A 24,388-nucleotide genomic window follows, 5' to 3' on the forward strand; every position below is an offset into this window, starting at 1 on the left:
TGCTACCTGTCGGCGGTCTCGCGCACGGCGACGCTGATGAGCACGCCGTCGGGGGCCGCCGCATCCCGTCCGCGATAGACCCGCGACGGCTCGGTGCCCGGACCTGGCACCACCGCGATCCACCCGTCCGCGTCCTCGGTCACGTCGACCGACTCCGGATCGACCCGCAGGCCCCGGCCGTCGGCCTTCAATGCGGCCTCGACCCGCGTCCATGCACGGATGCCGGCATCGCCCGCCTCCGCATCGAGCCCGAAGGCGCTGACGCCCGTCAGGGGGATGACGCCGACGACGGCGAGACCGCCGGTGTACGACACGCTCGCGCGCCAGGGCGATCCGGGCAGCTGCACGGGGCCGTGCGGGCCGCCGCAGAACGGGCAGGGGTTGGCGATAGGGACGTCGCCCACGAGCTCCCGCAGCAGCGCCCACGCGGCCTCGCGTCGGGATGAGGCGGAAGGCACAGGCCGCCACGCGATGCGCAGGTCATGGAGTGCCGGCATCCCCGAGGCTCAGTCCTTCGGCTCGTGCGTCTCGATCGCGACGATTCCGGAGCCGGGGTTCGTGGCCGAAAGGTGGACGACCGAGAACGCGCCCATCTCGAGAGCCGAGGCGCTGCCGAGGTACGAGCCGCGCAGAGTGCCGGTGGCGAGGGCGATCTCGCTGAGAATGTCGGGCAGCACCGGGCCGTGGCTGCACAGGACGACGGGCGTGCGCTTGCGCACGCGCTTGCCGATCACGGCCCGCACGTCGGCCTCACCCTTCTCCCAGGCGTCCTGGCTGAGCATCGGCGTCCGCTCGATGCGTCGGCCCGTGGCTGCCGCGAGGGGGGTGACCGTCGTCACGCAGCGGACGGCGTCGCTCGAGATGATCTTGCGCACGCCGAAGGCCTGCAGCGGGCCGGTGAGCGACTTGGCCTGGCGTGCACCCCGCGCGCTGAGGGGACGCTGCGCGTCGGACTGCTTCCACCCCTCCCGTGGCACGGAGCGCGAGTGCCGCAGCACCACCAGGGGGAACGTCTCCAGAACGCCGTCGCCCACGATCTTGAGGAAGTTCTCGAGGATCTCGACGTCCACCGGGTAGCTCAGGTAGCCGCGGGCGCGCTTGGGGGTGACCCACTCGAGTGCCGCGATCTCCTTGTTCGGCACGAACACGGAGGAGCGGATGGCGTCCTCCGTCGCCTCGGCCGCCCAGTAGTGCACGATCTTCTGACGCTTGCTCGGCATCCGATATCTCGAGACGCCCACCGGGATGCCGAGCGCGACGCGGATGCCCGTCTCCTCGAGGATCTCGCGCACCGCGGTCTCCGCCAGCGTCTCGCCCGGGTCGACCTTTCCTTTCGGGAGGGTGACGTCGGCGTACGCCGTGCGATGGATCACGAGGATCAGCAGCTTGCCGTCGACCCGGCGCCACACGACGCCGCCGGCGGCGTAGACAGCGGTATCCGTCATCGCACCGCCCGCGCGCGGCGCCGACGGTGCACGGCGCGCATCGTCCGGTCCTGCAGGTCGACGAGCGGCGCGCCCTCGTCGTCGATGCGGTGCCGCGTCCACTCCCCGTCGGGCCCCAGGTGCCACGAGCTCGTCGCGTCGCTCATCGCGACGGTGAACAGGTCCTCGAGCTCCTTGATGTGCGCCGGCGCGGTCACCCGCACGAGCGCCTCGACGCGGCGGTCGAGGTTGCGGTGCATCATGTCCGCGCTGCCGATGTAGACCTGCGGGTCGCCGTCGTTCTGGAACGCGAAGATGCGGGAGTGCTCCAGGTAGCGGCCCAGGATGCTGCGCACCTTGATGTTCTCGCTCAGGCCCTCCACTCCGGGCTTGAGTCCGCAGATGCCGCGCACGAAGACCTCGACGGGAACGCCCGCCTGGCTCGCCCGGTAGAGAGCGTCGATGATCTGCTCATCGACGATCGAGTTGACCTTGAAGCGGATGCCGGACTCCTTGCCGGCGAGCGCGTTGCGGCGCTCCCGCTCGATCTGCCGGAGCAGTCCCTTCCGCAGGTGCAGGGGGGCGACCAGGAGCCGCTTGAACTTCTTCTCGATCGCGTAGCCGCTGAGCTCGTTGAACAGCCGGGTGAGGTCGCGGCCGACCTGCTCGTCCACGGTGAACAGGCCGAAGTCCTCGTAGACGCGGCTCGTCTTCGGGTTGTAGTTGCCCGTGCCGATGTGGCTGTAGCTGCGGAGGATGCCGTCCTCCTCGCGGATCACGAGGGCGAGCTTGCAGTGCGTCTTCAGGCCGACGAGGCCGTAGACGACGTGCACGCCCGCCTTCTCGAGCTTGCGTGCCCAGACGATGTTGGCCGCCTCGTCGAAACGCGCCTTGACCTCGACGAGCGCCAGGACCTGCTTGCCCGCCTCCGCCGCGTCGATCAGCGCCTGCACGATGGGGCTGTCGCCGGATGTGCGGTACAGCGTCTGCTTGATGGCCAGCACGTGCGGGTCCTTGGCCGCCTGCTCGAGGAAGAGCTGGACGCTCGTCGCGAACGACTCGTAGGGGTGGTGCACGAGCACGTCCGCCTTGCGGATCGCGGTGAAGATGTCGGCGCGCTCGTTGTTGTCGCCCGGCTGGAAGGCGAGCGCCGTGGTCGGCACGTGGGGCGGGAACCTCAGGTGGGGCCGGTCGACGCGCGACAGGTCGAAGAGGCCCTGCAGGTCGAGCGGGCCGGGGAGGCGGTAGATCTCCTGCTCGGTGATGTCGAGCTCGTTGATGAGGAGGTCGAGGGTCACGTCATCCATGTCGTCCGTGACCTCGAGGCGGATGGGCGGCCCGAAGCGGCGGCGGAGCAGCTCGGCCTCCAGCGCCTGGATGAGGTTCTCCGTCTCGTCCTCCTCGATGACCACGTCCTCGTTCCGGGTGAGGCGGAACGCATGGTGATCGAGCACCTCCATGCCAGGGAAGAGGTCGCCGAGGTTGTTGGAGATGAGCTGCTCGAGGGGCAGGTACCTGACGCCCTCCTCGGTGCGGGCCACCTCGACGAAGCGGGGCAGCATCGGCGGCACCTTGAGGCGCGCGAACTCCTGGCGCCCGGTGCGCGCGTTGCGGATGCGGATCGCGAGGTTCAGCGAGAGACCGGAGATGTAGGGGAAGGGATGCGCGGGATCCACGGCCAGGGGCATCAGGACGGGGAACACCTGCGTCTGGAAGTAGCGGTACAGGTCGTCGCGCTCGCCGTCGGTGAGCTCATCCCACGTGATGATGCGGATGCCCTCTTCCGCCAGCGCCGGCCGCACGAGGTTCTGCCAGGCATCGGCGTGCCGCAGCTGCAGGCGGTGCGCCTCCGCCGAGATGTCGGCCAGGACGTCCTGGGGGGAGCGGCCGACGTTCGTCGGGATCGCGAGGCCCGTGATGATGCGGCGCTTCAGGCCGGCGACGCGGACCATGAAGAACTCGTCGAGGTTGCTGCCGAAGATCGCGAGGAAGCTGGCGCGCTCGAGCACGGGCAGCGCGGGATCCTCGGCCAGTTCGAGGACGCGCTGGTTGAATGCCAGCCAGCTGAGCTCGCGGTCGAGGTAGCGGTTCTCGGGCAGCTCGGAGTCGAACGCCTCCTCCAGGTCGAAATCGTCGTCGTCCGCGTCGCCGAGACCGGCATCGAGCACCTCGGGTTCGATCATCCCAACATCATTGCAGGCGCTTGCGACGCGCGGGTGACCGGCGGGAATCAGCCCGCGATGGGCTCTTCCTCGTGCACGTTGAAGCGGTAGCCGACGTTGCGCACCGTGCCGATGAGCTGCTCGAGGTCGCCGAGCTTCGCGCGCAGGCGCCGCACGTGCACGTCGACGGTGCGGGTGCCTCCGAAGTAGTCGTAGCCCCACACCTCGCTCAGCAGCTGCTCCCGCGTGAAGACGCGCGACGGGTGCGTCGCGAAGAAGTGGAGGAGCTGGAACTCCTTGTACGTGAGGTCGAGGGCGCGCCCGCCGACCTTGGCCGAGTACGACCCCTCGTCGATCGTGATGCCGCTGGTCTGGATGCTCGTGTCCGCCGAGGCCGCCGCCGAGGCGCGCCCGATCGCGAGCCGGATGCGCGCATCCACCTCGGCCGGCCCGGCGCTCACGAGCACGACGTCGTCGACGCCCCACTCGCTCGTGACGGCGGCGAGGCCGCCCTCGGTGACGATGAGGAGGACCGGCGCTTCGTGTCCCGTCGTCGCCAGGATGCGGCACAATGCCTTCGCCTGCGCGAGGTCGTTGCGGCCGTCGATGAAGACGACGTCGGCGCCGGGCGCGCTCGCGAGCTGTGCGGTCTGGGCGGGAATCTGGCGGACGCGGTGGCTCAGAAGTTCGAGCGCCGGCAACGCGAGGCTCCCGCCGGGCGCGGAGCTGAAGACCAAGAGCTGTGCCAAAGAACCTCCCGGACCGGCGGGCACCGTGTCCTCATCATATTGGTGCGGCCCCCGCATGCGACGGCGTCGGGATGCGGCGGGCCGCCGCGTGCGCGACAATGGGCATCATGTCGACTCCTCCGCTCGTGCCGCGCAGCACCCTCGGCGGCATCATCGGCGTCTGGGCGGCGGCGGCCGTCGCGGGCATCGCGGTCGGCATCTTCGCGCCTCCCGGGTGGCGGGCGGCGTGGCTCACGATCGTCCTCGGCGCCGTCATCATCGCATCGTTCGCGGTGCAGCTCTCCGTCGGCCGTCCCGACGGGTTCCTGCGCCGTGTCGCGATGAGCGTGGTCGGGGCGCTCCTCGTCCTCGGCATCATCGGAATCGCCTTCGGACTGGCCTCCGTCGTTCCGGTCTAGAGTTGTCGCATGGACCTCGTCGCTCTGGAACTCTTCTTCGTCGGGCTTCTGGCGCTTGCATCGCTCGCCATCCTGTTCACCGCGGGCGTCGTGATCAAGAACCTGTACCGCGGCCAGCGCTGATCGGGGAGTCGTCGTGATCGACCTTCCCACCGACCTTCCCGCCGACCTCGCTCCGCTGTCGTGGCTCATCGGCATCTGGGAGGGCACCGGCGTGATCGACTACGACACGGCGGAGCGGCATTTCACCGGGTCGTTCGCGCATCGCGTGAGCTTCAGCCACGACGGCGGCGACTACCTGAACTACTCCGCGAACGCGTGGCTGATCGGCGACGGCGCGGCCGGCCGGGTCGACGACGAGCAGCGCACGCCGCTGGTCGCCGAGATCGGCTTCTGGCGGCTGGTCCGCCCCACTCTGGACGGGGATGCCGGTCCCGGCCTGCTGCCCGCGCCGGGCGCGTCGCCGACTCGCACGGTGGACGACGTCGAGCTGCTGCGCACGCCGCAGGGCGGATTCGACATCGAGGCCGCCATCGTCCACTCCGACGGGGTGAGCGAGCTGTACCTCGGGCAGATCTCGGGACCCCGGATCGACATCGCGACCGATGCTGTGGTCCGCCCGGCCCAGGCGCGCGCGTACGCCGCCGCGACCCGCATGTACGGCCTCGTCGACGGCCACTTGCTGTGGGCGTGGGATGTCGCGGCCCTCGGCCACGAGCTGGCCGCCCACGCCTCGGCACGCCTGGCACGGGTCGACTGATGGCTCCCACCTCTCCCGCCGCGGCGGGCGTGTCGTCCGAAGCCACCGGCGGCATGAGTGCGGGCCCCGCGACCGACGTCGTCGCCGCCCTGGCGGCCGTCCCCGGCGCGATCGTCGAGGACGGCGTCCTGACGCACGTCGGCAACCCGCTGGCCGAGCAGCGCGCGCTGGCCTCCGGCGCCGCGCTCGCGCCTCTCGGCGACCGCAGGGTGCTGACGGTGACGGGGGAGGACCGGCTCAGCTGGCTCGACTCGTTGTCGTCGCAGGCACTGACCCGGCTCACCCCGGGCGACTCCACGGAGCTGCTGATCCTCGACCCGCAGGGGCATGTCGAGCATGCGGCCGGAGTGGTCGATGACGGCGAGACGACCTGGCTGATCTCCGACGTCGCCGACGCGGACAACCTGCTCGCGTGGCTGATGAAGATGCGGTTCCGTCTGCGCGTGGAAGCGCGCATGCGCGACGACCTCGCCGTCGTCGGCGGCACGGAGGATGCGGTCGACGCCCTCGGGGCGCCGGTCGTGTGGCGCGACCCCTGGCCGGGTGTGTCCGCCGGCGGCTGGGGGTATGCGGACGCCGACGACCATCCGGGTCGCGACTGGGCCGAGGCGATCGTCCCCGTCGAGCGGATCGCCGAGCTGGCGGCGTCCGCCGCGCGCGGCGAGCGTGCGCTCGCGGGCGGCGTGGCGGCCGATGCGCTGCGTGTCGCGGCCTGGCGTCCCCGCATCACCGACATCGACGACCGCACGCTGCCCCACGAGCTCGACTGGATGCGCACTGCAGTCCATCTCGACAAGGGCTGCTATCGCGGCCAGGAGACCGTGGCGAAGGTGCACAACCTCGGTCACCCGCCGCGGCGCGTCGTCGCCCTGCACCTCGACGGCGTCGTGCCTGCTCGCGGTGACGAGGTGCGTGCCGGCGACACGATCGTCGGCGTGGTGACCTCGGCCGCGCTGCACTACGAGGACGGGCCGATCGCGCTCGCGGTGATCCGCCGGTCGGCCGCGGTCGACGGCGAGCTCGTCGTGGACACGGCGGAGGGCCCGGTGGCCGCCGCTCAGCGCGTGATCGTGCCGCCGGAGGCGGGCGCGACAGCGGGGGTGCCCCGCATCCCGAGACTCGGCCGCCGCGCGTGACCGCCGTGGGCCGGTGAGCGGGGGAGGGAACGAGACGGCGCCGCTGACGGCTGCGGTGCCGACCGGCTGGCGCGCGCGGCTCGACCTGCGCCCGAACGCGCTGCGGCTGCGCGACTCGGCGATCGCGATCGTGCAGATCACCGTCGCCGCGACGGCGGCGTGGGCGTTCTCGCGGTATGTGCTCGGTCACCCGGCGCCGCTGCTCGCGGCCACCGTGACGATCTCGAGCCTCGGACTGGTCCGGGACGCCCGGCCCAAGCGGGTGCTGCAGACGGTGATCGGGATGCTCCTCGGCGTCCTCATCGCCGACGCCTTCGTGCTGGTCGCCGGGCCGGGATGGTGGCAGCTCGCACTGACTCTCGCCGTGACGCTCGTGGTCGCGCGGTTCCTCTCTGCGTATCCGCCCTTCGCGATCATGGCCGGGATGCAGGCCGTCATCGTCATGACGCTGCCGACGACCCAGCCCTTCTCGCGTCTGATCGACGGGATCGTCGGCGGCATCGCGGCCCTCGTGGCGACGGCGCTCATCCCGCGCAATCCGCGCCGGGAGGAGGTGCGGGACGGCCACGCCGTCTTCGCCGCGGCCGGAGGCGCGGCCTCGACGCTCGTGCAGGCACTCCGCCGCGGTGACGTCCTGCGCGCCGGTCGTGCCCTCGAGAAGGCGCGGGCGATCGCCCCTCGCGTCGACGACTGGCGGACGTCCCTCGACTCCGGTCTGGCCGTCGCCGCGTTCTCGCCGTGGCTGCGCCCCCACCGTCCGGAGCTGCAGCGACATCGGGTGATGCTGCAGTCGATGGACTTCGCCACCCGCAACCTGCGCGTCGTCGCCCGCCGCGCGGTGTATTCGTGCGAGGACGGGCAGCCGCGCCCACTGCTCGCGGACCTCGTGGCGGAGCTCATGCGGGCGACGGCGATCGTCGACGAGAGCCTCGACGACATCGCGCAGCAGCCGGCGGCGCGCGAGGCCGTGATCGCCGTGGCATCGCGGCTGGACCCCGTCGCGATCCTCCCGGATGGGCCGGTCGGCGACCAGAACCTCATCACGGCCCTGCGCCCGATGGCGGTCGACCTCCTGACCGCGACAGGGATGCCGGGCGCCGAGGCCCGCGCAGTCCTCCCGCACATCTGACCCCCGTCGTCCGCGAGCCCGCATTCGAATCCCCAGCCCGCACTCGATTCGCGGGAATCGGATGCGGGCTCGGGAAATGGATGCGGGTTCGCGGACGGCGAGGATCAGGCGGGCGCCACCGCGTCCCACGGCACGGTGACCTCTCCGAGGCGCCAGCGCGCGCGATCGCGCAGCGGCCATCCGTCCGCGACGAGAGCGCCGAGCGCCGTGCGCCACCGGTGCACCGGTCCGAACGGCGCAACGGCGGCCGCGCGGTCCCACTCGCGGTCGAGCGCCGACAGGAACGTGTGGACCCGCTCGCCCGGGACGTTCCGGTGGATGAGGGCCTTCGGCAGTCGCTCCGCGGCGATGGACGGATGCTCGAGCCCCGCGAGGCGGAGCGAGACCGACAGCGTGCGGGGGGCCGCATCCGCTCCCACCTCGATCCACGTCGAGACGCGACCGATCTCGTCGCACGTACCGTCCACGAGGATCCCCTCGGCCGTGAGCCGGGACGACATCCGGCGCCACGCATCGGGGACGTCCTGCTCGTCGTACTGGCGCAGGACATTGAGGGCGCGGACGACGAGCGGCGGCTGGGACGCGGGCACCTCGAAGCCGCCGAGCGCGAACGAGACGTGCGCATCCCGGGCGAAGGGCGTGCTGCCGGCGCGCACCTCGTCGAGCTGCGCGCGGGCGCGGGCGACGCGCTCGGGCTCGATCTCCAGCCCGAGCACCTCGACGTCGTCGCGCACAGCACGCAGGCGCGCCTCGAGCTCGAGCGCCGTCACAGCGCTCGCACCGAAGCCGAGATCCACGACGAGCGGCCGCGGCTCCGCGCGGCGGAATGCGGGATGCCGGGCGATCCAGCGGTCCACGCGGCGCAGGCGATTGGTGCCGGTCGTGCCGCGCGTGACGCGCCCGACCGGTCCCGAACCCATGCGCCCATCATGTCAGGCCGTGACGGGCCGGCAGGGGCGCGGCATCCCTCGTCGCTAGCATGGATCGCATGACCCACACCCTGATCCTGCTGCGTCACGGGCAGAGCGAATGGAACCAGCTGAACCTGTTCACGGGGTGGGTCGATGTGCGACTCACCGAGCAGGGCAAGGCCGAGGCCGCGCGCGGCGGGCAGCTGCTCGCCGAGTCCGGGCTGCACCCCGACATCCTGCACACGTCCGTGCTCAGCCGTGCGATCCAGACCGCGGACATCGCACTCGACGCCGCCGACCGGCTGTGGATCCCGGTGAAGCGCTCGTGGCGCCTCAACGAGCGTCACTACGGCGCCCTGCAGGGCAAGGACAAGGCGCAGACCCTCGAGGAGTTCGGTCCCGAGCAGTTCAAGCTGTGGCGCCGGTCCTTCGACGTGCCGCCGCCTCCGCTGCCGGACGACAGCGAGTTCAGCCAGGTGAACGACCCGCGCTATGCCGACATCGACGGCGAGATCCCGCGCACCGAGTCGCTCAAGCTCGTCATCGACCGGCTGCTGCCCTACTGGGAGGGCGAGATCGTCCCCGACCTGCGCGCCGGCAAGACGGTCCTCGTGACCGCGCACGGCAACTCGCTGCGCGGGCTCGTCAAGCACCTCGAGGGCATCAGCGACGACGACATCGCGGAGCTCAACATCCCGACCGGCATCCCGCTCGTCTATCGCCTGGATGAGGACCTCAACGCCATCGGCGCGGGCGAGTACCTCGACCCCGAGGCCGCCGCCGCCGGTGCGGCCGCCGTCGCGGCACAGGGCGCCAAGTAACCCGACCAAGCGCGAGGCGCCGCATCCCGTGGGATGCGGCGCCTCGTCGCGTGCTCGGGATCAGACGCCCGGCCGCGAGCCCTCGTCGGCTGTCTGGGCGGCGTCACCGGGCGCGCTCGGGGCGCCGCTCTGCTCGGTGATGATCGTGATCGTGTCCGTGTCCGGGTTCCATTCGCCGGTCGCGAGGTAGACGACCTTCTTCGCGATGTTCACCGCGTGGTCGGCGAAGCGCTCGTGGTAGCGGCTGGCCAGGGTCGCGTCGACCGTCGCACCCGCCTCTCCGCTCCAGCTGTCGCTGAGCACCTTCTCGAACACGGAGATATGCAGCTCGTCGATCTGGTCGTCGCTGTTGCGGATCGTCTCGGTGAGCTCCAGGTCCTGGGTGCGCAGCAGCTGCGTGAGCGTGCGCGCCACCTCCACGTCCAGCTCGCCCATCCGCCGGAACGTGCCCTTGAGCCCCTTCGGGATGGCGCGCTCGGGGAAGCGCATGCGCGTCAGCTGGGCGATGTGCTCGGCGATGTCGCCCATGCGCTCGAGCGAGGCGCTGACACGGAGCGTGGTCACGACGATGCGCAGGTCGCGGGCGACCGGCTGCTGGCGGGCGAGGATCTCGATCGCGAGCTCGTCCAGCTCGACGGCCTTCTCGTCGATGATGCTGTCCTCGTCGATGACCTCCTCGGCGAGAGCCACATCCCCCGTGCTGAAGGCCTCGGTGGCCTTCTCCATCGCCACCGTCACGAGTTCGGCGATCTCGACCAGGCGGCTCTGGACATCTTCGAGGGACTGGTGGAAGACTTCGCGCATTGCGGCACCCTTCTGGCTCTGCGCACGGATGCACCGCGCGCGAGGGCGATCCTCGCCGCCCAAGGTTAACGTACGGTGCCGCGCCGGTGAACAGTCGCCGGGCGGCCTCGGCATCGGCTGCGCGGGGCGGGTGCGACGGATGCCGACCCCTACGCTGGAGGCATGGATTCGACGCAGCTCACGCTGCTCGCCCTGGTCACGGGGCTCCTCGTCGGGGGTGGCATCGTGGCTGCGATCGTCGCGCTGCTGCGTGCGCGCGATCGCGCCAAGGCCCAGATCTCCCAGCTCGTGCCGGAGGGCGCGCGGGAGATCATCGCGGCGATGGATGACGCGGCCGCTCTCGTCGACGCGTCGGGCACCGTGCGCGCATCCTCAGCCGCGACCCGGGAGTTCGGCGTCACCGAGGCCGCCCTCCTTCCCTCCGACGAGCTGCGCGCGCTCGCGCGGGAGGCTCGGGACACCCACCTCGCGGTGACAGGCACGCTGCGCCTCCGGCGGGGCAACTCGCTCGGCGAGGCGCGGCTCGTGGCGGTGCGGATGATGGAGATCTCGCCCAAGCTCGTCCTGGCCGTCCTGCGCGATATCACCGAGCGGGAGCGCGTTGCGGAGATGCGCCGCGACTTCGTCGCCAACACGAGCCATGAGCTGAAGACGCCGGTAGGAGCCGTGAGCCTGCTGGCGGAGGCGATCGAGTCCGCCTCCGACGACCCCGAGCAGGTGCGGATCTTCGCCTCGCGGCTGACGGCCGAGGCGGCGCGCCTGGGGCTTCTCACGTCCCGCATCATGAATCTCTCGCGCCTGCAGGCTTCGGACGACCTCACCGACGCCCGCGACCTCGCCGTCGACGAGGTCGTGGCCTCGGCCGTCGAGGCGCACGCCGTGCAGGCGGCGTCCGCCGGCGTCGACGTGCATCGCGGCGGTGAACGCGGCCTCTACGTCCGCGGCGACGCCCAGGTGCTGAGCGAGGCGGTGGGAAACCTGATCGCCAACGCGATCGCGTACTCGCCGCACGGTTCCACGGTGGGAGTCGGCGTTCGCTCGGTCGACGGCATCGTCGAGATCGCGATCACCGACCGTGGCATCGGCATCGCCGAGGCCGACCAGCAGCGCGTGTTCGAGCGCTTCTACCGCGCCGACCAGGCGCGTTCGCGCCGCACCGGCGGCACCGGCCTCGGCCTGTCGATCGTGAAGTACGCGGCGCAGCGCCACGGGGGCGAGGTCGTTCTCTGGTCGCGTCCGGGTCGTGGATCCACGTTCACGATCCGCCTGCCGCGGATCGACGCCCCCGACAGCGACGCGACGCATCGCAAGCGCGGAAAGTCCGGCGCCGGCACGTCCGCCATGGGCAAGAACGCCGGCTCGGTGAAGAGCCCCGCCAAGGCGAAGGGCGCAGCCGAGATGTCCCGCCCGACGGCCGACAGCACCACCGCACAGGGAGATACCGTATGACCCGCGTTCTTCTCGTCGAGGACGAGCCAGACCTCGCCGACCCGCTCGCCTACCTCCTCCGACGTGAGGGGTTCGAGGTCGAGATCGCCGATGACGGCCCCACCGCCCTCCACGCGTTCGGCGAGCGCGGCGCCGACATCGTCCTGCTCGACCTCATGCTGCCCGGGATGCCGGGCACCGAGGTGTGCCGGCAGATCCGTGCGACCTCGAGCACGCCGATCATCATGCTCACCGCCAAGGACTCCGAGGTGGACATCGTCGTGGGGCTCGAGCTCGGCGCGGACGACTACGTCACGAAGCCGTACTCGGCCCGAGAGCTGCTCGCGCGCATGCGGGCGGTGCTGCGCCGCAGTGCGAGCCTCGAGGCCGATCTCGACGAGCGGGTGCTGTCGGGGGGTCGTGTGACGCTCGACATCGATCGCCACACGGTCGCCGTCGAGGGCGAGGAGATCGCCATGCCGCTGAAGGAATTCGAGCTGCTCGAGGTGCTGATGCGCAATGCCGGTCGGGTGCTCACACGCGGTCAGCTGATCGACCGGGTGTGGGGGACCGACTACTTCGGCGACACGAAGACCCTCGACGTGCACATCAAGCGCATCCGCTCCCGCATCGAGCAGAACCCCGGCGAGCCGGTGCTCCTCGTGACCGTGCGCGGCCTCGGGTACCGCTTCGAAGGCTGACAGTCCCGTTCATGTACGAAGGCCCGCGCGGCAGCGCGGGCCTTCGTGCACGAACCGGGACGACTACGGAGTCGGGGAGGGGCTGGGCGTTGCAGCCTGGCTCGCCGTGCCCGAGGCGGACGGACGCGGCAGCGTGGGCACCAGCGTCGAGTAGTACGGCAGAGTGCCGTTGAGGACCGGCACGTGGACCTTCACGCCCTGGGCGTCGCCCGACTGGAACTCCATGAGCACAGTGGCGCCCGGCTTCGTGCGGACGGCCAGCGTCAGGGCCGGCGTGTCCTGCGCGCCGAGACTCACCGTGGAGTTCGCGGGGACATCGACGGTCTTCGAGACCGAGGTGTCGGAGATGTTGATCGTGAGCGTCTCGTCACGGTCGGTCTGATTCACGATCGCGGCCACGAGGTTGCCTGCGGCGCCCGCGTTGGTGATCACGAGCGCGTTGCGCACCAGCAGCGGAGCGCCCGGCACATCGGGCACGTTGATGCCGTCCGACGGCGAGTAGGGGACCGTCGTCGTCTGCGGCGAGATCATGCTGCAGCCCGTTGCTCCGAGGATGACTGCTGCGCCGACGGCGATGGACGCGATGAGGCGCGATTTCACGGTTCCTCCTAGCGGACTCACGGCTTCAGAAGCATTCTAGGGGCACGCGGCATCCAGCACCGTGCAGGCGCTGAGGGTGCGGCCGCGAACCTTAGCGCATGAGCCCTGTGGTAATCTTGATTAGCCGAAGGGACATAACTCCATGCTTTTTGAGGTTGGCGAGACGGTCGTCTATCCGCATCACGGTGCCGCAACGATCGCCGAAGTGAAGACTCGCGTCATCAAGGGCGAAGAGAAGGTCTATCTCAAGCTCAGAGTCACTCAGGGCGATCTCACCATCGAGGTTCCGGCCGACAACGTCGATCTTGTCGGGGTTCGCGACGTGATCGGCAAAGAGGGGCTCGAGCGGGTCTTCGACGTGCTGCGCGCGCCGTTCACCGAGGAGCCGACCAACTGGTCGCGCCGCTACAAGGCGAACCTCGAGAAGCTCGCGTCGGGTGACGTCATCAAGGTGAGCGAAGTGGTCCGCGACCTGTGGCGTCGCGACCAGGACCGCGGACTGTCCGCGGGTGAGAAGCGCATGCTCGCAAAGGCACGTCAGATCCTCGTGTCGGAGCTGGCTCTGGCTGAGAAGACCGACGAGGAGCAGGCCGGCCTGGTCCTCGATGAGGTCCTCGCCTCTTAAGACGACGAAGGCGCCAGGAGGTCGATCCTCCTGGCGCCCTTTCGTGCGCCTGCGCGCCGTCGGAGCTCTGCCGCCGACGCTCAGGCGGCCGGCCCGCTGGCCAGCCTGACCGGGGCGCTCTTCGATGCGCCGCTTTGGTCGACCCACACGATGGTCACCGTGTCGCCGGGCCGGTGCCGGGCCAGCGCGCTCGAGAGGTCGTCGTTCGACGAGATCGTCGCACCGTCGACGGCCGTGACGACATCGCCCGCGGCGAGCCCCGCATCCGCGGCCGGTGTGCCGTCGTAGACCTGCGCGATCTCCGCACCCGACGCCGGCGAGGAGCCGCCCTGGTCCGACAGGCCGATGCCCAGGAATGCGCGTGTGCCGATCGTGATCGTCGAGCTGGAGTGGCCGGCCTCGATCTCGCGCGCGATGGACAGCGCCGTGGCGATCGGGATGGCGTAGCCGTCCGGGACCGCAGTGTTCGAGGATGCGGCGGTGTCGATGCCGACCACCTCGCCCTGGCTGTCGTACAGCGGGCCGCCGGAGTCGCCCGCCTGGATGCCCGCATCCGTCTCGATGAGACCCGTGAGGTTCTCGGAGGGAGCCGATCCCTCGGCCTGGGTCGTGATGGACGCGCCCGTGCCGGTGACCGATCCGCTCGCCTGCACGAGCGTGCCGGTGCCGCCCGCGTTGCCGACGGCGGTCACGGCCTCGCCGGTCGAGACGCCGCCGCCGCTGTCGAGCTTCGCGGTGGCGAGGCCCGACGCGTTCTGCAGCTTGAGGACGGCGATGTCGTCGGTCGCATCCGTGCCGACGACCGTGGCGGTGTACGTGGCGCCCGTCGACGGGACGGTGACCTGGATGCTCGTGGCCCCTGCGATGACGTGATTGTTGGTGAGGATCTCGCCGTCGCCGGAGAGCACGATGCCGGTCCCGGCAGCCTGGGCCTGGTCGTAGGCGAGCACGGTGTCGATGACGACGACGCCTGTCTGCTGGGCGGCCGTCGCCGTGGTCGTGGTGGTACCGGACGAGCCGCCGGATGACGAGCCTCCGCCGTACCCTCCGAATCCGCCGTACCCGTACCCGTTGTCGCCGTAGCCGTACCCGTACCCGTTGTCGCCGGCGTTCGAGGCCTGGCCGCCGTACCACCAGTAGTCGGCGCTCGCGACCGATGCGGTGGCCGATGCGGATGCGCTGGCCGCCTGCGCGGCCGTGGTGCCGATGGCGATGCCTCCGGTGCACAGCACGGCCGCGGCGACGCCTCCGGCGATCCAGCCGGCGAGCCGGCGATGTGCGGTGTTCAAAGTGGTGCCCCCTGTCCTAGGACTCTGCGATGGGACCAGTGCACACGCGCGGCCCCAGCGAACGCTCGGCCGATCCGATGCACGGCCCCAGGAGGCGCCGTGGAGATGGGCAGGGAAGCCTATGTCTCTGCCATGAACGGATGCCGACGCTGCGTGGATCCGAACCGGACCCCGCGACCCTCGTGCCCTAGATTCGGGGTGTGAGCATCACTCCCGTGCCGCGCATCGCGGTCATCGTCGTGGCGGCAGGCTCTGGGACGCGCCTCGGCGCTGAGGCGCCGAAGGCGTTCGTCGGTCTCGGCCGGCACACGATCCTCCGTCATGCGCTTCACAACGTGTTCGCGGCGCCGACGGCGCAGGTCGTGGTCGTCGCGCCCGCGGGTCGTGAGGGCGATGCCCTGACGGATGCCGAGGCCGCCGGCCCACGTGAGCTCGTAACGGTCGTGACGGGCGGGGCGACGCGGCAGGAGTCGGTCGCCGCGGGCCTGGGCGCTGTCTGGGGCGACGTCGAGGTCGTGCTGGTGCACGATGCCGCCCGCGCCCTCACCCCGCCGGACGTCTTCGCGCGCGTGATCGCCGCCGTGGATGCGACGGGCTGGGGTGCCGTGCCTGTCCTGCCCGTCGTCGACACCATCAAGCGCGTGGATGCGGACGCGATCGTCGAGGGCGTCGATCGCTCCGAACTGGCAGCCGCCCAGACGCCGCAGGGTTTCCGCCGCGACATCCTGGTTGCCGCATACCGCGCGGCGCGAGAGGACTACACCGACGACGCCGCGGTGGTCGCCGCATCCGGTCATCGCGTCCGGACCGTCGAGGGCGACGCGCGGTCGTTCAAGATCACGACGCCCGAGGATCTCGAGCGGGCGCGGGGGCTCGTGGGCGAGCCGCTGCCCGCCCGTGCCGTTCCGATGCCGCACGTGCCCCGCGTCGGCGTCGGCACCGATGTGCACGCCTACGGCGGCGACGGCGCGCTGTGGCTCGGGGGCCTGGAGTGGCCGGGGGAGCGGGCGCTGTCGGGACACTCGGACGGAGACGCGATCGGCCACGCGATCGTCGACGCGCTGCTGTCGGCCTCGGGGCTCGGCGACATCGGGATGCACTTCGGCACCGATCACCCCGACTACGCCGGTGCGCACGCGGACGTGTTCCTGGCTCGCACGCGGGCGCTCCTCGGCGAGGCGGGGTGGCGGATCGGCAATGTCGCCGTGCAGGTGCAGGCGAACCGGCCGCGGTTCTCGGCGCGGCGCGCCGAGGCGGAGCAGGTGCTCTCCGAGGCGCTCGGCGCACCGGTCAGCGTCGCGGCGACCACCACCGACGGACTCGGGTTCCCGGGCCGCGGCGAGGGCGTGTCGGTCTTCGCCGTGGCGTTGGTGCTCCCGGCCTGACTCAGAGGGCGCGGGTCATGAAGGCCGAGAACGGGTCCTCCACATAGCCCTCGAAGGGTCCGCAGTACGCGAAGCCCTCGCTCTCGTACAGCCGCCGTGCCGGATCGAAGTCCGGCGTCGTCCCGGTCTCGAGCCACAGCGACCGGATGCCGCGCGCCGCCGCATCCGCCATGATGTGCCGCAGCACCGCCCGGCCGACGCCCCGCCCCAGGAAGGCGTCCTCGACGCGCATCGACTTCAGCTCGGCCCGCTCCCGGTCGAGTGTCTTGACCGCACCTATGCCGGCGAGCTCGCCGTCGATCCACGCGGACCAGACGGTCACGCCGGGGCCGCGCAGCGCGTCGAGGCCGAGCGCATGGACGCTCTCCACGGGCGACGACGCGTGCATGCCGTCGAGGTGGGCGGCGACGAGCGCACGCACGTCCTGGCTGGACAGGTCGTCGACGCGGATCACGATCGGCGGTCTTTCGGTCACAACCGGGAGGATACCGCCCAGGAAACACCCGGGCGGCGGCACGTGCCGCCGGTAGGCTGGTGCGGTGACTCTCCGCCTCTACGACACCAAAGCGCAGGAGCTGCGCGAGTTCGTGCCGCTCGACGCGGAGAACGTGAGCATGTACGTCTGCGGGCCAACGGTGCAGTCGGGGCCGCACATCGGGCACCTCCGCGGTGCGCTGGGGTTCGACCTGCTGCGTCGCTGGCTCGAGTACCGCTTCGGACGCGTGACGTTCGTCCGCAACGTCACGGACATCGACGACAAGGTGCTCGCCAACGCCACCGATACGGAGCCGTGGTGGGCTCTGGCGTATCGCATGGAGCTCGAGTTCTCGCGCGCGTATGCCGCGATCGGCATCGCGGCTCCCACGTACGAGCCGCGGGCCACGGCATCCATCCCGCAGATGCAGCAGCTGATCGCCCGCCTCATCGAGGCGGGACGCGCCTACGTCGCCCCGGACGGCTCCGGAGACGTCTACTTCGACGTCCGCGCCTGGCCGTCCTACGGCGAGCTCACGAACCAGTCGGTGGATGCGATGGAGCCCGCGGGCGACGCCGATCCTCGGGGCAAGCGCGACCCCCGCGACTTCGCGCTGTGGAAGGGCGCGAAGGCCGACGAGCCCGACTCCGCGACGTGGGAGTCGCCTTGGGGCGCGGGACGCCCCGGCTGGCACATCGAGTGCTCGGCGATGAGCCGCCGCTACCTCGGCCCCGAATTCGACATCCACGGCGGCGGACTCGACCTGCGCTTCCCGCACCACGAGAACGAACTGGCTCAATCGACGGCGGCGGGCGACGCGTTCGCGCGCTACTGGGTGCACAACGGCCTCGTGACGGTCGGCGGGCAGAAGATGTCCAAGTCGCTGTTCAACTTCATCCTCGCCGATGAGCTTCTCGCCGAGCGTGACCCGCTCGTGGTGCGCTACGCCCTGGGCGCCGCGCACTACCGCTCGAGCCTGGACATCACGCCCACGACCTTCGACGAGGCCGAAGCGGCACTCGACCGCATCGGCACCTTCCTCGAGCGCGCGGGCCGCGCGATCACGGCGGCGTCGGACGAGGTCGAGTTCGTCGCGACCGTGCCGGATGCCTTCGCCGCCGCGCTCGACGACGACCTCAATGTGCCGCAGGCGCTCGCGGTGGTGCACGAGCGGGTGCGCGCCGGCAACACGGCGCTCGACGTGGGCGACCGGGACGAGGCGGATGCCGCGTTCCGTGACGTCACGGCGATGCTCAGCGTGTTGGCACTCGATCCCGCGGACGAGCAGTGGCAGACGGAGGGGTCGGATGCCGAGGCATCCGCTCTCGACGCGCTCGTGCAGACGATGATCGTCCTCCGCGCCGAGGCGCGCGCCTCGAAGGACTGGGCGGCTGCCGACCGAGTCCGCGATGCTCTCGCATTGGCGGGCATCGCGCTGGAGGACACCCCCGACGGAACGCATTGGAGCTTATTGAATGACTAAGCCTGGACGCCCCGGAGCGGGCAACAGCAAGAAGAAGGGTGCCACCAAGGGCAGCGGCGGCAACGGCCGCAAGGCGCTCGAGGGCAAGGGGCCGACCCCGAAGGCGGAGGATCGCGGCTGGCACGTCGCCGGCAAGCGGAAGGCCGCCCAGGAGCGCTACGTCGCGGCGGGTGGCACCGCTCGACAGGGTCGAGGACTGAAGAGCGGCGACGTGAACCGCACGCCGCGCTCGAAGGCGGCCGACGACACCGAGACGGTGACGGGCCGCAACTCGGTGCTCGAGGCGCTGCGCGCCCGCATCCCCGCCACGGCGCTCTACGTCGCGCAGCGTGTGGAGATGGACGACCGCGTCAGGGAGATGCTGTCGATCGCGAGCCATCGCGAGATCCCGGTGCTCGAGGTGACCCGGCCCGAGCTCGATCGGATGGCCGGCTTCGACGGCGTCCACCAGGGTGTCGCGTTGAAGGTGCCGCCGTACGAGTACGCGCACCCGCAGGACCTCCTCGAGAAGATCGTCGACACGGGGGAGACGCCACTCCTCGTCGCGCTCGACGGTGTGACCGATCCGCGCAACCTCGGTGCGATCATCCGCTCGACCGCCGCCTTCGGCGGGCAGGGCGTGATCGTTCCGCAGCGCCGGTCCGCGGGCGTGACCTCGGCAGCCTGGAAGACCAGCGCCGGCGCAGCCGCCCGCATCCCGGTCGCCATGGCGGCCAATCTCACGACGACCCTCAAGGAGCTCAAGAAGCAGGGCGTGTTCGTCCTCGGGCTCGACGGCGGCGGCGACGTCTCGCTGCCGAGCCTCGAGCTGGCCGATCGTCCCGTCGTGATCGTCGTCGGCTCGGAAGGAAAGGGCCTGTCGCGGCTCGTCACCGAGACGTGCGACCAGATCGTGTCCATCCCGATCTCCGCCGTCACCGAATCGCTCAACGCCGGCATCGCCGCATCCGTCGCCCTGTACCAGGTGTCGACGATGCGCGCGAGCTGAGTCGCCACACGTCGAAAGGCAGGACATGGCACGCATCGCCGTCATCGGAGGATCGGGGTACGCGGGGCGCCAGATCGTCGCCGAAGCGGTGCGCCGCGGGCACACGGTCCTCTCGATCGCCCGCCGCGTCCCATCGGAGCGTCTGCACGGGGCGATGTACATCGAGGGGTCGCTGACCGATGTCCCCGATCTGCTCGCTCAGATCGTGGGAGTCGACGTCGTCGTGTCCGCTGTTCCGGCGCGCGGAGACATGGCGGGGCTCGTCCGTCCCAACATCGCCGCACTCGTCTCGACGCTGCCGGAGGACGTGCGCCTCGGCGTCGTCGGGGGCGCCGTGAGCAGCCTCGTCACCGGAAGCGGCGAGCGCATCGTCGACCTGCCGTCGGTCGCCGGCGACTACCTGCCCGAGGCGCTGGAGTCGCTCGGCATCCTCGACGACCTGCAGTCCATGGGCACGTCGCTGGACTGGTTCCACGTCCACCCGTCCGGCGGATTCGAGGGCTGGGTTGCGGACGAGCCCACGTCGTCCGAGAACGGCTGGACGATCACGGATGCGTCGGGCCAGAGGTCGATCAGCGGGATCGATCTGGAGGTGGCCGTCGTCGATGAGATCGAGAAGCCGCGGAGCGCTCGCAGCGCGTGAATCCTGTCCGCGTCCGCACGGCCTTCTGACACAGAGCGCAATACGCGGAATGCCGGCCACGCGCACGCGTTGACTCCTCAGGATGCCGCCACCCGGGCGGCGGGAGGAGACACACCATGGCACGCATCATCGTCCTGGGGGGCACCGGATACGCCGGAAGTCACATCGCCGCTGAGGCGGCCGCGCGCGGACACGAGGTGGTCTCGATCGCACGGAACCCGCCCGTCGAGAGGACGGCCGGCGTCGAGTACGTCGAGGGATCGATCCTGGACCTCGACGGCATCGCCGATCAGCTCGACGGGGCGGACGCGGTCATCTCGACCGTCGCACCCCGCGGAGACATGGCGGATGCCGTGCCGGATGCGCTGCAGGCCCTCGCTGAGCGCCTCACCGGTACCACGACCCGGCTCGGCGTGGTGGGCGGCGCCATGGGCAGCCTGTCCGCGCCCGATGGCCCGCGCCTCTACGACCTGGGCGTGCCGGAGCAGTACAAGCACGAGGCGGAGGTCGGCATCGCATCCCTCGAGCTGCTGCAGGCGTCGGAGCCGGGCCTGGACTGGTTCCTCGTGCACCCGCCGAAGGTCTTCGGCTCGTGGGAGCCGGGCGAACGCACGGGCTCGTACCGCGACGGCGGCGAGGTCGTCGTCGAGGACTCCGAAGGCACGTCCTACATCTCCGGCGCCGACTTCGCCATCGCGGTCGTCGACGAGATCGAGAACGGCGCGCACCGCCGCGAACGGTTCACCGTCGGCTACTGACCCGACTGGCTGGAGCACTCAGACGAGGTCGCGCCAGTCGATCGCATCCTCGTCGTCGTCGTCCGCCCCGAGCTGGTCGCCGCCGACGACGGGGATCGTCACCGTCTCGGTCGGCGGCCCCATGATCGTCGCCTCGTCGCGCCGGTGGCGCAGCACCTCGTCGATGTAGCTCGTGAGCGCCTCCGCCAGAGGCACGGAGCGGCCCTGGGCCTGCGACATGTACCAGCGGTGCTCGAGCATCTGGTGGAACACCTCGGCTGGCTCGAGCTTCGCGCGCAGATCGAAGGGGATGGCGCGCACGATCGGCTCGAACACGCGGCTCAGCCATTCGTGCGCGACCATCTCCTCGTCGTCGCCGCGGCGTCCCGCGCGGGCGCGATACTCGTCCAGGTCGTTCAGCAGCCTCCGCGCCTGGTTCTCCTCGACGTCGAGTCCCGTCAGGCGGAGGAGGCGCCGCTGGTGGTGCCCCGCATCCACCACCTTCGGCTGAATGGAGACCCTCGTGCCATCGGGTGTCGCCTGGATCGACATCTCGCCGATGTCGAAGCCGAGGTCGTTGAGGCGCTGCACACGCTCGGTGATGCGCCACGCCTCGTTCGCCGCGAACGTCTCCTGATCGGTGAGCGCAGCCCACAGCGAGTGGTACGCGGACATGATGCCGTCAGCGATCTCGATCGCGTCGACGCCGCGCTCCAGGCGCCCCCCGGCTTCGAGGTCCATGATCTCGCCGGCGATGTTCGTGCGCGCGATCTCGAGGTCGTGGGCCCGCTGGCCCTTGGTCAGGCCGGTCTCGTGCAGCTCGCCGGTCTCGGCGTCGACGAGGTAGGCGGCGAAGGCGCCGGCATCCCGTCGGAAGAGCGTGTTGGACAGCGACACGTCGCCCCAGAAGAACCCGACGTTGTGCAGCCGGACGAGGAGCACGGCGAGGGCGTCGACGAGGCGGGTCGCGGTGTCGGGACGCAGGACCTGGGTGAACAGGGCGCGATAGGGGAGCGAGAAGCGCAGGTGTGCGGTGACGAGGGCGGCGGCCAGCGGCTCTCCCTCGACATCCGTCCGCCCTGCGATCACCGCCACCCGCTCGACGCACGGGACGGCGAGGCGATGCAGATTGCCGAGCATCTCGTACTCGCGACGCGCCATCTCCTCCGTGGTCTCCTTGATGGCGACGACGTGGCCTGACAGGTTCGCGAACCGGACGAGGTGGCGCGAGATGCCCTTGGGCAGGTAGACGATGTCGCGCTTCGGCCAGTCGGCGAGCGTCGTCGACCACGGGAGGGCGAGGAGGCCGGGATCGATGGCGCTTGCGGTGATGCTCAGGGCGTCCGGCATGGGGGCTCCGTGGGGGCGGGCGGAAACGACACGACGCGGGGGGATCCGTGAATCCCGCCCGCGCCGAGTCGTTCGCGTGTCACGCCGAGGCGACGGCCTTCGTGCCGAGGCGCTCGCCCGACTCGAGGTCGAACAGGTGGATGTGGTGCGGCGTCGGCGTCAGGTGGACCGTCTCGCCGGCGTTCGGGTGGTTGCGGCCGTCGACACGCGCGACGATGTCGGTGCGCTTGCCGTTGATCTCCGAGTGGCCGTAGAGGTAGCCGTCGGCGCCGAGCTCCTCGACGAGGTCGACCACGACCTCGAGGCCCTCGACCGGCGAGGTCGAGACCTGGATGTCCTCGGGGCGGACGCCGATCGTGACCTGCGACCCGGCGTTCGCCAGAGCCTCGCGCTCGACCGCGACGGTCGACTGGCCGAACTTCACGCCGCCGTCGACGACGTCGGTCGTGAAGAGGTTCATGGCGGGCGAGCCGATGAAGCCGGCGACGAACACGTTCTTCGGGGCTGCGTACAGCTCGCGCGGGTTGCCGACCTGCTGCAGGACGCCGTCCTTCAGCACCGCGATGCGGTCGCCCATGGTGAGCGCCTCGGTCTGGTCGTGCGTGACGTAGACCGTGGTGACGCCGAGGCGGCGCGTGAGGGACGCGATCTGAGTCCGGGTCTGGACGCGCAGCTTGGCGTCGAGGTTCGACAGCGGCTCGTCCATGAGGAAGACCTGCGGGTTGCGGACGATCGCACGGCCCATGGCGACGCGCTGACGCTGGCCGCCCGAGAGGGCCTTCGGCTTGCGTGTCAGGTACTGCTCGAGGTCGAGGAGCTTGGCGGCCTCGAGGACGCGCGCGGCGCGCTCCTCCTTGCCGACGCCGGCGATCTTCAGAGCGAAGCCCATGTTCTCGGCGACGGTCATGTGCGGGTACAGCGCGTAGTTCTGGAACACCATCGCGATGTCGCGGTCCTTCGGCGGAATGTCCGTGACGTCACGGTCGCCGATGAGGATGCGGCCCGAGTTGACCTCTTCGAGGCCGGCGAGCATGCGCAGGGTGGTCGACTTGCCGCAGCCGGAGGGACCGACGAGGACGAGGAACTCGCCGTCTCCGACCTCGAGGCTGATCTTGTCGACCGCGGGACGGTTGCCGCCCGGATAGAGGCGGGTTGCGTTGTCGAACGTGACCGTGGCCATTTTCTTCTCCTTCACCGGCAGGTACGTGCCGGACGATCCGTAGTGAGGATGAGGCGGGGCGCTGCCCGCGCGCCCGTCTTCGGGCGTTGCGTCATTATGGCACGTCCGGCTGAGCGTGGCGGACTGCGGCCCTTCGCACCTCACGTCTGGGCATTTCTCAGCCTGTCTTACTAGCATCGACGTCGGTCGCCCGCCCGTGCGCGACCCTCGCCGGGACAGCCCCGGCGCCCGCATCTCAAGAGGTTTCATGTCGAGCGACGGTTCTTCGAACACCCCCTCGAGCCAGCGCCGAGAGGCGGTGCGCGAGAAGGCGCAGCAGGTCCAGGCCAAGCAGACTCGTGCACGCCGAGCGCGGCGCGCCTGGATCGTCACCGGCATCGTCGTCCTCGTCGCCGCTCTCGCCGCATCCGTGACCTGGGCGTTCGCGTCCACCGCCGCCAAGCCGCAGGCGCAGCCGCAGAACCTCAGCAACGACGGATTCCACATCACGAGTGTCGCGGGCATCGCGAGCACGGCCGGCCAGGTGGGTTCCGGCGCCACGCCCACCCCGACCCCCACACCGGCGGCGGCAGACACGCCGACACCGACGTCGTCGCCCTCCGCCTCCGCGGCCGCCCCTGTCGACATCCGCGTCTACGTCGACTTCCTGTCGGCCGGTGCACGCGAGTTCCAGGTGGCCAACGTCCAGCAGCTCAAGAAATGGGTCACCGAGGACGCGGCGAAGCTCACGTACTACCCCGTGGCGATGCTGACCGCGAAGTCGAACGGCACCAAGTACTCCCTGCGCTCCGCGAGCGCGGCGGCCTGCGTCGCGACGCACTCGCCGGACTCGTTCTTCGCCTATGCGAACGAGCTGCTCGTGAAGCAGCCGTCCGCCGACTCGGACGGACTGACGGATGCGGCGCTCGCCGACCTCGCGGCGGCGTCCGGCGCGAGTGACCCCAAGGCCGTGCGATCGTGCATCCAGAACGAGGCCTATGCCGGGTGGGTCAAGGCAGTGACCGACCGCGCGGTGTCCGGCGTCCCCGACACGAAGGGCGTCACCCTCACGGGGACGCCGCTCGTGCTCGTCAACGGCACGCCGTACATGGGTGCACTGGACGACCCAGCCGAGTTCGCGCAGTTCGTGCTGACGATCGCGAGCAACAGCTACTACAAGTCGACGGCGCCGACTCCGACGCCGACGCCCACGTCGACTCCGACGCCGTGA

At 70.7% G+C, this 24,388-nt stretch carries 25 protein-coding genes; 14 read left to right on the plus strand and 11 right to left on the minus strand.

Annotated elements, in window-relative coordinates:
- Positions 1-2: 2 nt before the first annotated feature.
- The 4 genes from AC0NZN_RS03375 to AC0NZN_RS03390 are packed head-to-tail and all read right to left on the minus strand — an operon-like array spanning position 3 to position 4,335.
- Positions 3-497, minus strand: coding sequence for a chemotaxis protein CheY (locus AC0NZN_RS03375; RefSeq protein WP_474590854.1), 495 nt, complete (start codon positions 495-497; stop codon positions 3-5).
- Positions 498-506: 9 nt separating this feature from the next.
- The gene (locus tag AC0NZN_RS03380) at positions 507-1,445 is read right to left on the minus strand and encodes an NUDIX hydrolase (protein WP_474590855.1); all 939 of its coding nucleotides are present in this window, start codon (positions 1,443-1,445) and stop codon (positions 507-509) included.
- The gene (locus AC0NZN_RS03385; protein WP_474590856.1) at positions 1,442-3,607 is read right to left on the minus strand and encodes an RNA degradosome polyphosphate kinase; all 2,166 of its coding nucleotides are present in this window, start codon (positions 3,605-3,607) and stop codon (positions 1,442-1,444) included. The genes AC0NZN_RS03380 and AC0NZN_RS03385 overlap by 4 nt, the downstream gene beginning before the upstream one ends.
- Positions 3,608-3,654: 47 nt before the next feature.
- Positions 3,655-4,335: a winged helix-turn-helix transcriptional regulator gene (locus tag AC0NZN_RS03390; RefSeq protein WP_474590857.1), complete on the minus strand. Its 681-nt coding sequence runs from the start codon at positions 4,333-4,335 to the stop codon at positions 3,655-3,657.
- Between the two features lie 107 nt (positions 4,336-4,442).
- Here AC0NZN_RS03390 and AC0NZN_RS03395 point away from each other — a divergent pair, with 107 nt between their 5' ends.
- The 4 genes from AC0NZN_RS03395 (at position 4,443) to AC0NZN_RS03410 (ending at position 7,758) form a co-directional block, all read left to right on the plus strand.
- Positions 4,443-4,733 carry a hypothetical protein gene (locus AC0NZN_RS03395; RefSeq protein WP_474590858.1) on the plus strand — a complete coding sequence of 97 codons (291 nt, stop codon included), beginning with the start codon at positions 4,443-4,445 and terminating at the stop codon, positions 4,731-4,733.
- A gap of 136 nt (positions 4,734-4,869) precedes the next feature.
- Positions 4,870-5,493, plus strand: coding sequence for a nitrobindin family protein (locus AC0NZN_RS03400; protein ID WP_474590859.1), 624 nt, complete (start codon positions 4,870-4,872; stop codon positions 5,491-5,493).
- Between the two features lie 53 nt (positions 5,494-5,546).
- On the plus strand, positions 5,547-6,629 hold the full coding sequence (ygfZ, locus tag AC0NZN_RS03405; RefSeq protein ID WP_474591258.1) for a CAF17-like 4Fe-4S cluster assembly/insertion protein YgfZ: 1,083 nt from the start codon (positions 5,547-5,549) through the stop codon (positions 6,627-6,629).
- A gap of 13 nt (positions 6,630-6,642) precedes the next feature.
- On the plus strand, positions 6,643-7,758 hold the full coding sequence (locus tag AC0NZN_RS03410) for an FUSC family protein (protein ID WP_474590860.1): 1,116 nt from the start codon (positions 6,643-6,645) through the stop codon (positions 7,756-7,758).
- A gap of 104 nt (positions 7,759-7,862) precedes the next feature.
- Here the strand turns inward: AC0NZN_RS03410 and AC0NZN_RS03415 are convergent, their stop codons facing one another.
- On the minus strand, positions 7,863-8,678 hold the full coding sequence (locus AC0NZN_RS03415) for a class I SAM-dependent methyltransferase (protein WP_474590861.1): 816 nt from the start codon (positions 8,676-8,678) through the stop codon (positions 7,863-7,865).
- 59 nt (positions 8,679-8,737) lie between these two features.
- Between AC0NZN_RS03415 and AC0NZN_RS03420 the strand changes: the two genes are divergently transcribed.
- Complete coding sequence (locus AC0NZN_RS03420) at positions 8,738-9,490, plus strand: phosphoglyceromutase (RefSeq protein WP_474590862.1); 753 nt, start codon at positions 8,738-8,740, stop codon at positions 9,488-9,490.
- Positions 9,491-9,550: 60 nt separating this feature from the next.
- Here the strand turns inward: AC0NZN_RS03420 and phoU are convergent, their stop codons facing one another.
- Positions 9,551-10,294, minus strand: coding sequence for a phosphate signaling complex protein PhoU (gene phoU / locus AC0NZN_RS03425; RefSeq protein ID WP_474590863.1), 744 nt, complete (start codon positions 10,292-10,294; stop codon positions 9,551-9,553).
- Between the two features lie 162 nt (positions 10,295-10,456).
- Here phoU and AC0NZN_RS03430 point away from each other — a divergent pair, with 162 nt between their 5' ends.
- Together AC0NZN_RS03430 and AC0NZN_RS03435 are read left to right on the plus strand one after the other, a co-directional pair.
- Entirely contained in the window at positions 10,457-11,743 is a 1,287-nt protein-coding gene (locus tag AC0NZN_RS03430) for a sensor histidine kinase (RefSeq protein ID WP_474590864.1), read from the plus strand.
- On the plus strand, positions 11,740-12,423 hold the full coding sequence (locus tag AC0NZN_RS03435; protein ID WP_474590865.1) for a response regulator: 684 nt from the start codon (positions 11,740-11,742) through the stop codon (positions 12,421-12,423). The genes AC0NZN_RS03430 and AC0NZN_RS03435 overlap by 4 nt, the downstream gene beginning before the upstream one ends.
- 63 nt (positions 12,424-12,486) lie before the next feature.
- Here AC0NZN_RS03435 and AC0NZN_RS03440 read toward each other — a convergent pair whose 3' ends face one another.
- A complete protein-coding gene (locus tag AC0NZN_RS03440) occupies positions 12,487-13,023 on the minus strand; it encodes a DNA modification methylase (RefSeq protein WP_474590866.1) in 537 nt (178 codons plus the stop codon).
- A 142-nt stretch (positions 13,024-13,165) separates the two neighbouring features.
- Between AC0NZN_RS03440 and AC0NZN_RS03445 the strand changes: the two genes are divergently transcribed.
- On the plus strand, positions 13,166-13,648 hold the full coding sequence (locus AC0NZN_RS03445; protein ID WP_286290289.1) for a CarD family transcriptional regulator: 483 nt from the start codon (positions 13,166-13,168) through the stop codon (positions 13,646-13,648).
- Between the two features lie 80 nt (positions 13,649-13,728).
- Here the strand turns inward: AC0NZN_RS03445 and AC0NZN_RS03450 are convergent, their stop codons facing one another.
- Positions 13,729-14,937, minus strand: a complete 1,209-nt coding sequence (locus AC0NZN_RS03450; RefSeq protein WP_474590867.1) for a S1C family serine protease — start codon at positions 14,935-14,937, stop codon at positions 13,729-13,731.
- Positions 14,938-15,137: 200 nt separating this feature from the next.
- On the opposite strand from AC0NZN_RS03450, the gene ispD reads away from it, so the two are divergent.
- Positions 15,138-16,322, plus strand: a complete 1,185-nt coding sequence (gene ispD / locus AC0NZN_RS03455) for a 2-C-methyl-D-erythritol 4-phosphate cytidylyltransferase (protein ID WP_474590868.1) — start codon at positions 15,138-15,140, stop codon at positions 16,320-16,322.
- 1 nt (position 16,323) lies between these two features.
- Here ispD and AC0NZN_RS03460 read toward each other — a convergent pair whose 3' ends face one another.
- Positions 16,324-16,797, minus strand: coding sequence for a GNAT family N-acetyltransferase (locus AC0NZN_RS03460; RefSeq protein ID WP_474590869.1), 474 nt, complete (start codon positions 16,795-16,797; stop codon positions 16,324-16,326).
- Positions 16,798-16,861: 64 nt separating this feature from the next.
- On the opposite strand from AC0NZN_RS03460, the gene cysS reads away from it, so the two are divergent.
- The 4 genes from cysS (at position 16,862) to AC0NZN_RS03480 (ending at position 20,669) form a co-directional block, all read left to right on the plus strand.
- Positions 16,862-18,280 carry a cysteine--tRNA ligase gene (cysS, locus tag AC0NZN_RS03465; RefSeq protein ID WP_474590870.1) on the plus strand — a complete coding sequence of 473 codons (1,419 nt, stop codon included), beginning with the start codon at positions 16,862-16,864 and terminating at the stop codon, positions 18,278-18,280.
- Complete coding sequence (gene rlmB / locus AC0NZN_RS03470) at positions 18,273-19,268, plus strand: 23S rRNA (guanosine(2251)-2'-O)-methyltransferase RlmB (protein ID WP_474590871.1); 996 nt, start codon at positions 18,273-18,275, stop codon at positions 19,266-19,268. The genes cysS and rlmB overlap by 8 nt, the downstream gene beginning before the upstream one ends.
- A 25-nt stretch (positions 19,269-19,293) precedes the next feature.
- Entirely contained in the window at positions 19,294-19,911 is a 618-nt protein-coding gene (locus tag AC0NZN_RS03475) for an NAD(P)H-binding protein (protein WP_474590872.1), read from the plus strand.
- A 116-nt stretch (positions 19,912-20,027) separates the two neighbouring features.
- Positions 20,028-20,669, plus strand: a complete 642-nt coding sequence (locus AC0NZN_RS03480) for an NAD(P)-dependent oxidoreductase (RefSeq protein WP_474590873.1) — start codon at positions 20,028-20,030, stop codon at positions 20,667-20,669.
- 18 nt (positions 20,670-20,687) lie between these two features.
- On the opposite strand, the gene AC0NZN_RS03485 is transcribed toward AC0NZN_RS03480, so the two are convergent.
- Together AC0NZN_RS03485 and AC0NZN_RS03490 are read right to left on the minus strand one after the other, a co-directional pair.
- Positions 20,688-21,998 (minus strand): DUF4032 domain-containing protein, encoded by a 1,311-nt coding sequence (locus AC0NZN_RS03485; protein WP_474590874.1) that lies wholly within the window; start codon positions 21,996-21,998, stop codon positions 20,688-20,690.
- Positions 21,999-22,077: 79 nt separating this feature from the next.
- Positions 22,078-23,178 carry an ABC transporter ATP-binding protein gene (locus AC0NZN_RS03490; RefSeq protein ID WP_474590875.1) on the minus strand — a complete coding sequence of 367 codons (1,101 nt, stop codon included), beginning with the start codon at positions 23,176-23,178 and terminating at the stop codon, positions 22,078-22,080.
- Between the two features lie 247 nt (positions 23,179-23,425).
- On the opposite strand from AC0NZN_RS03490, the gene AC0NZN_RS03495 reads away from it, so the two are divergent.
- The gene (locus AC0NZN_RS03495) at positions 23,426-24,388 is read left to right on the plus strand and encodes a DsbA family protein (protein WP_474590876.1); all 963 of its coding nucleotides are present in this window, start codon (positions 23,426-23,428) and stop codon (positions 24,386-24,388) included.

The organism is Microbacterium sp. sgz311019 (genome assembly GCF_056135325.1).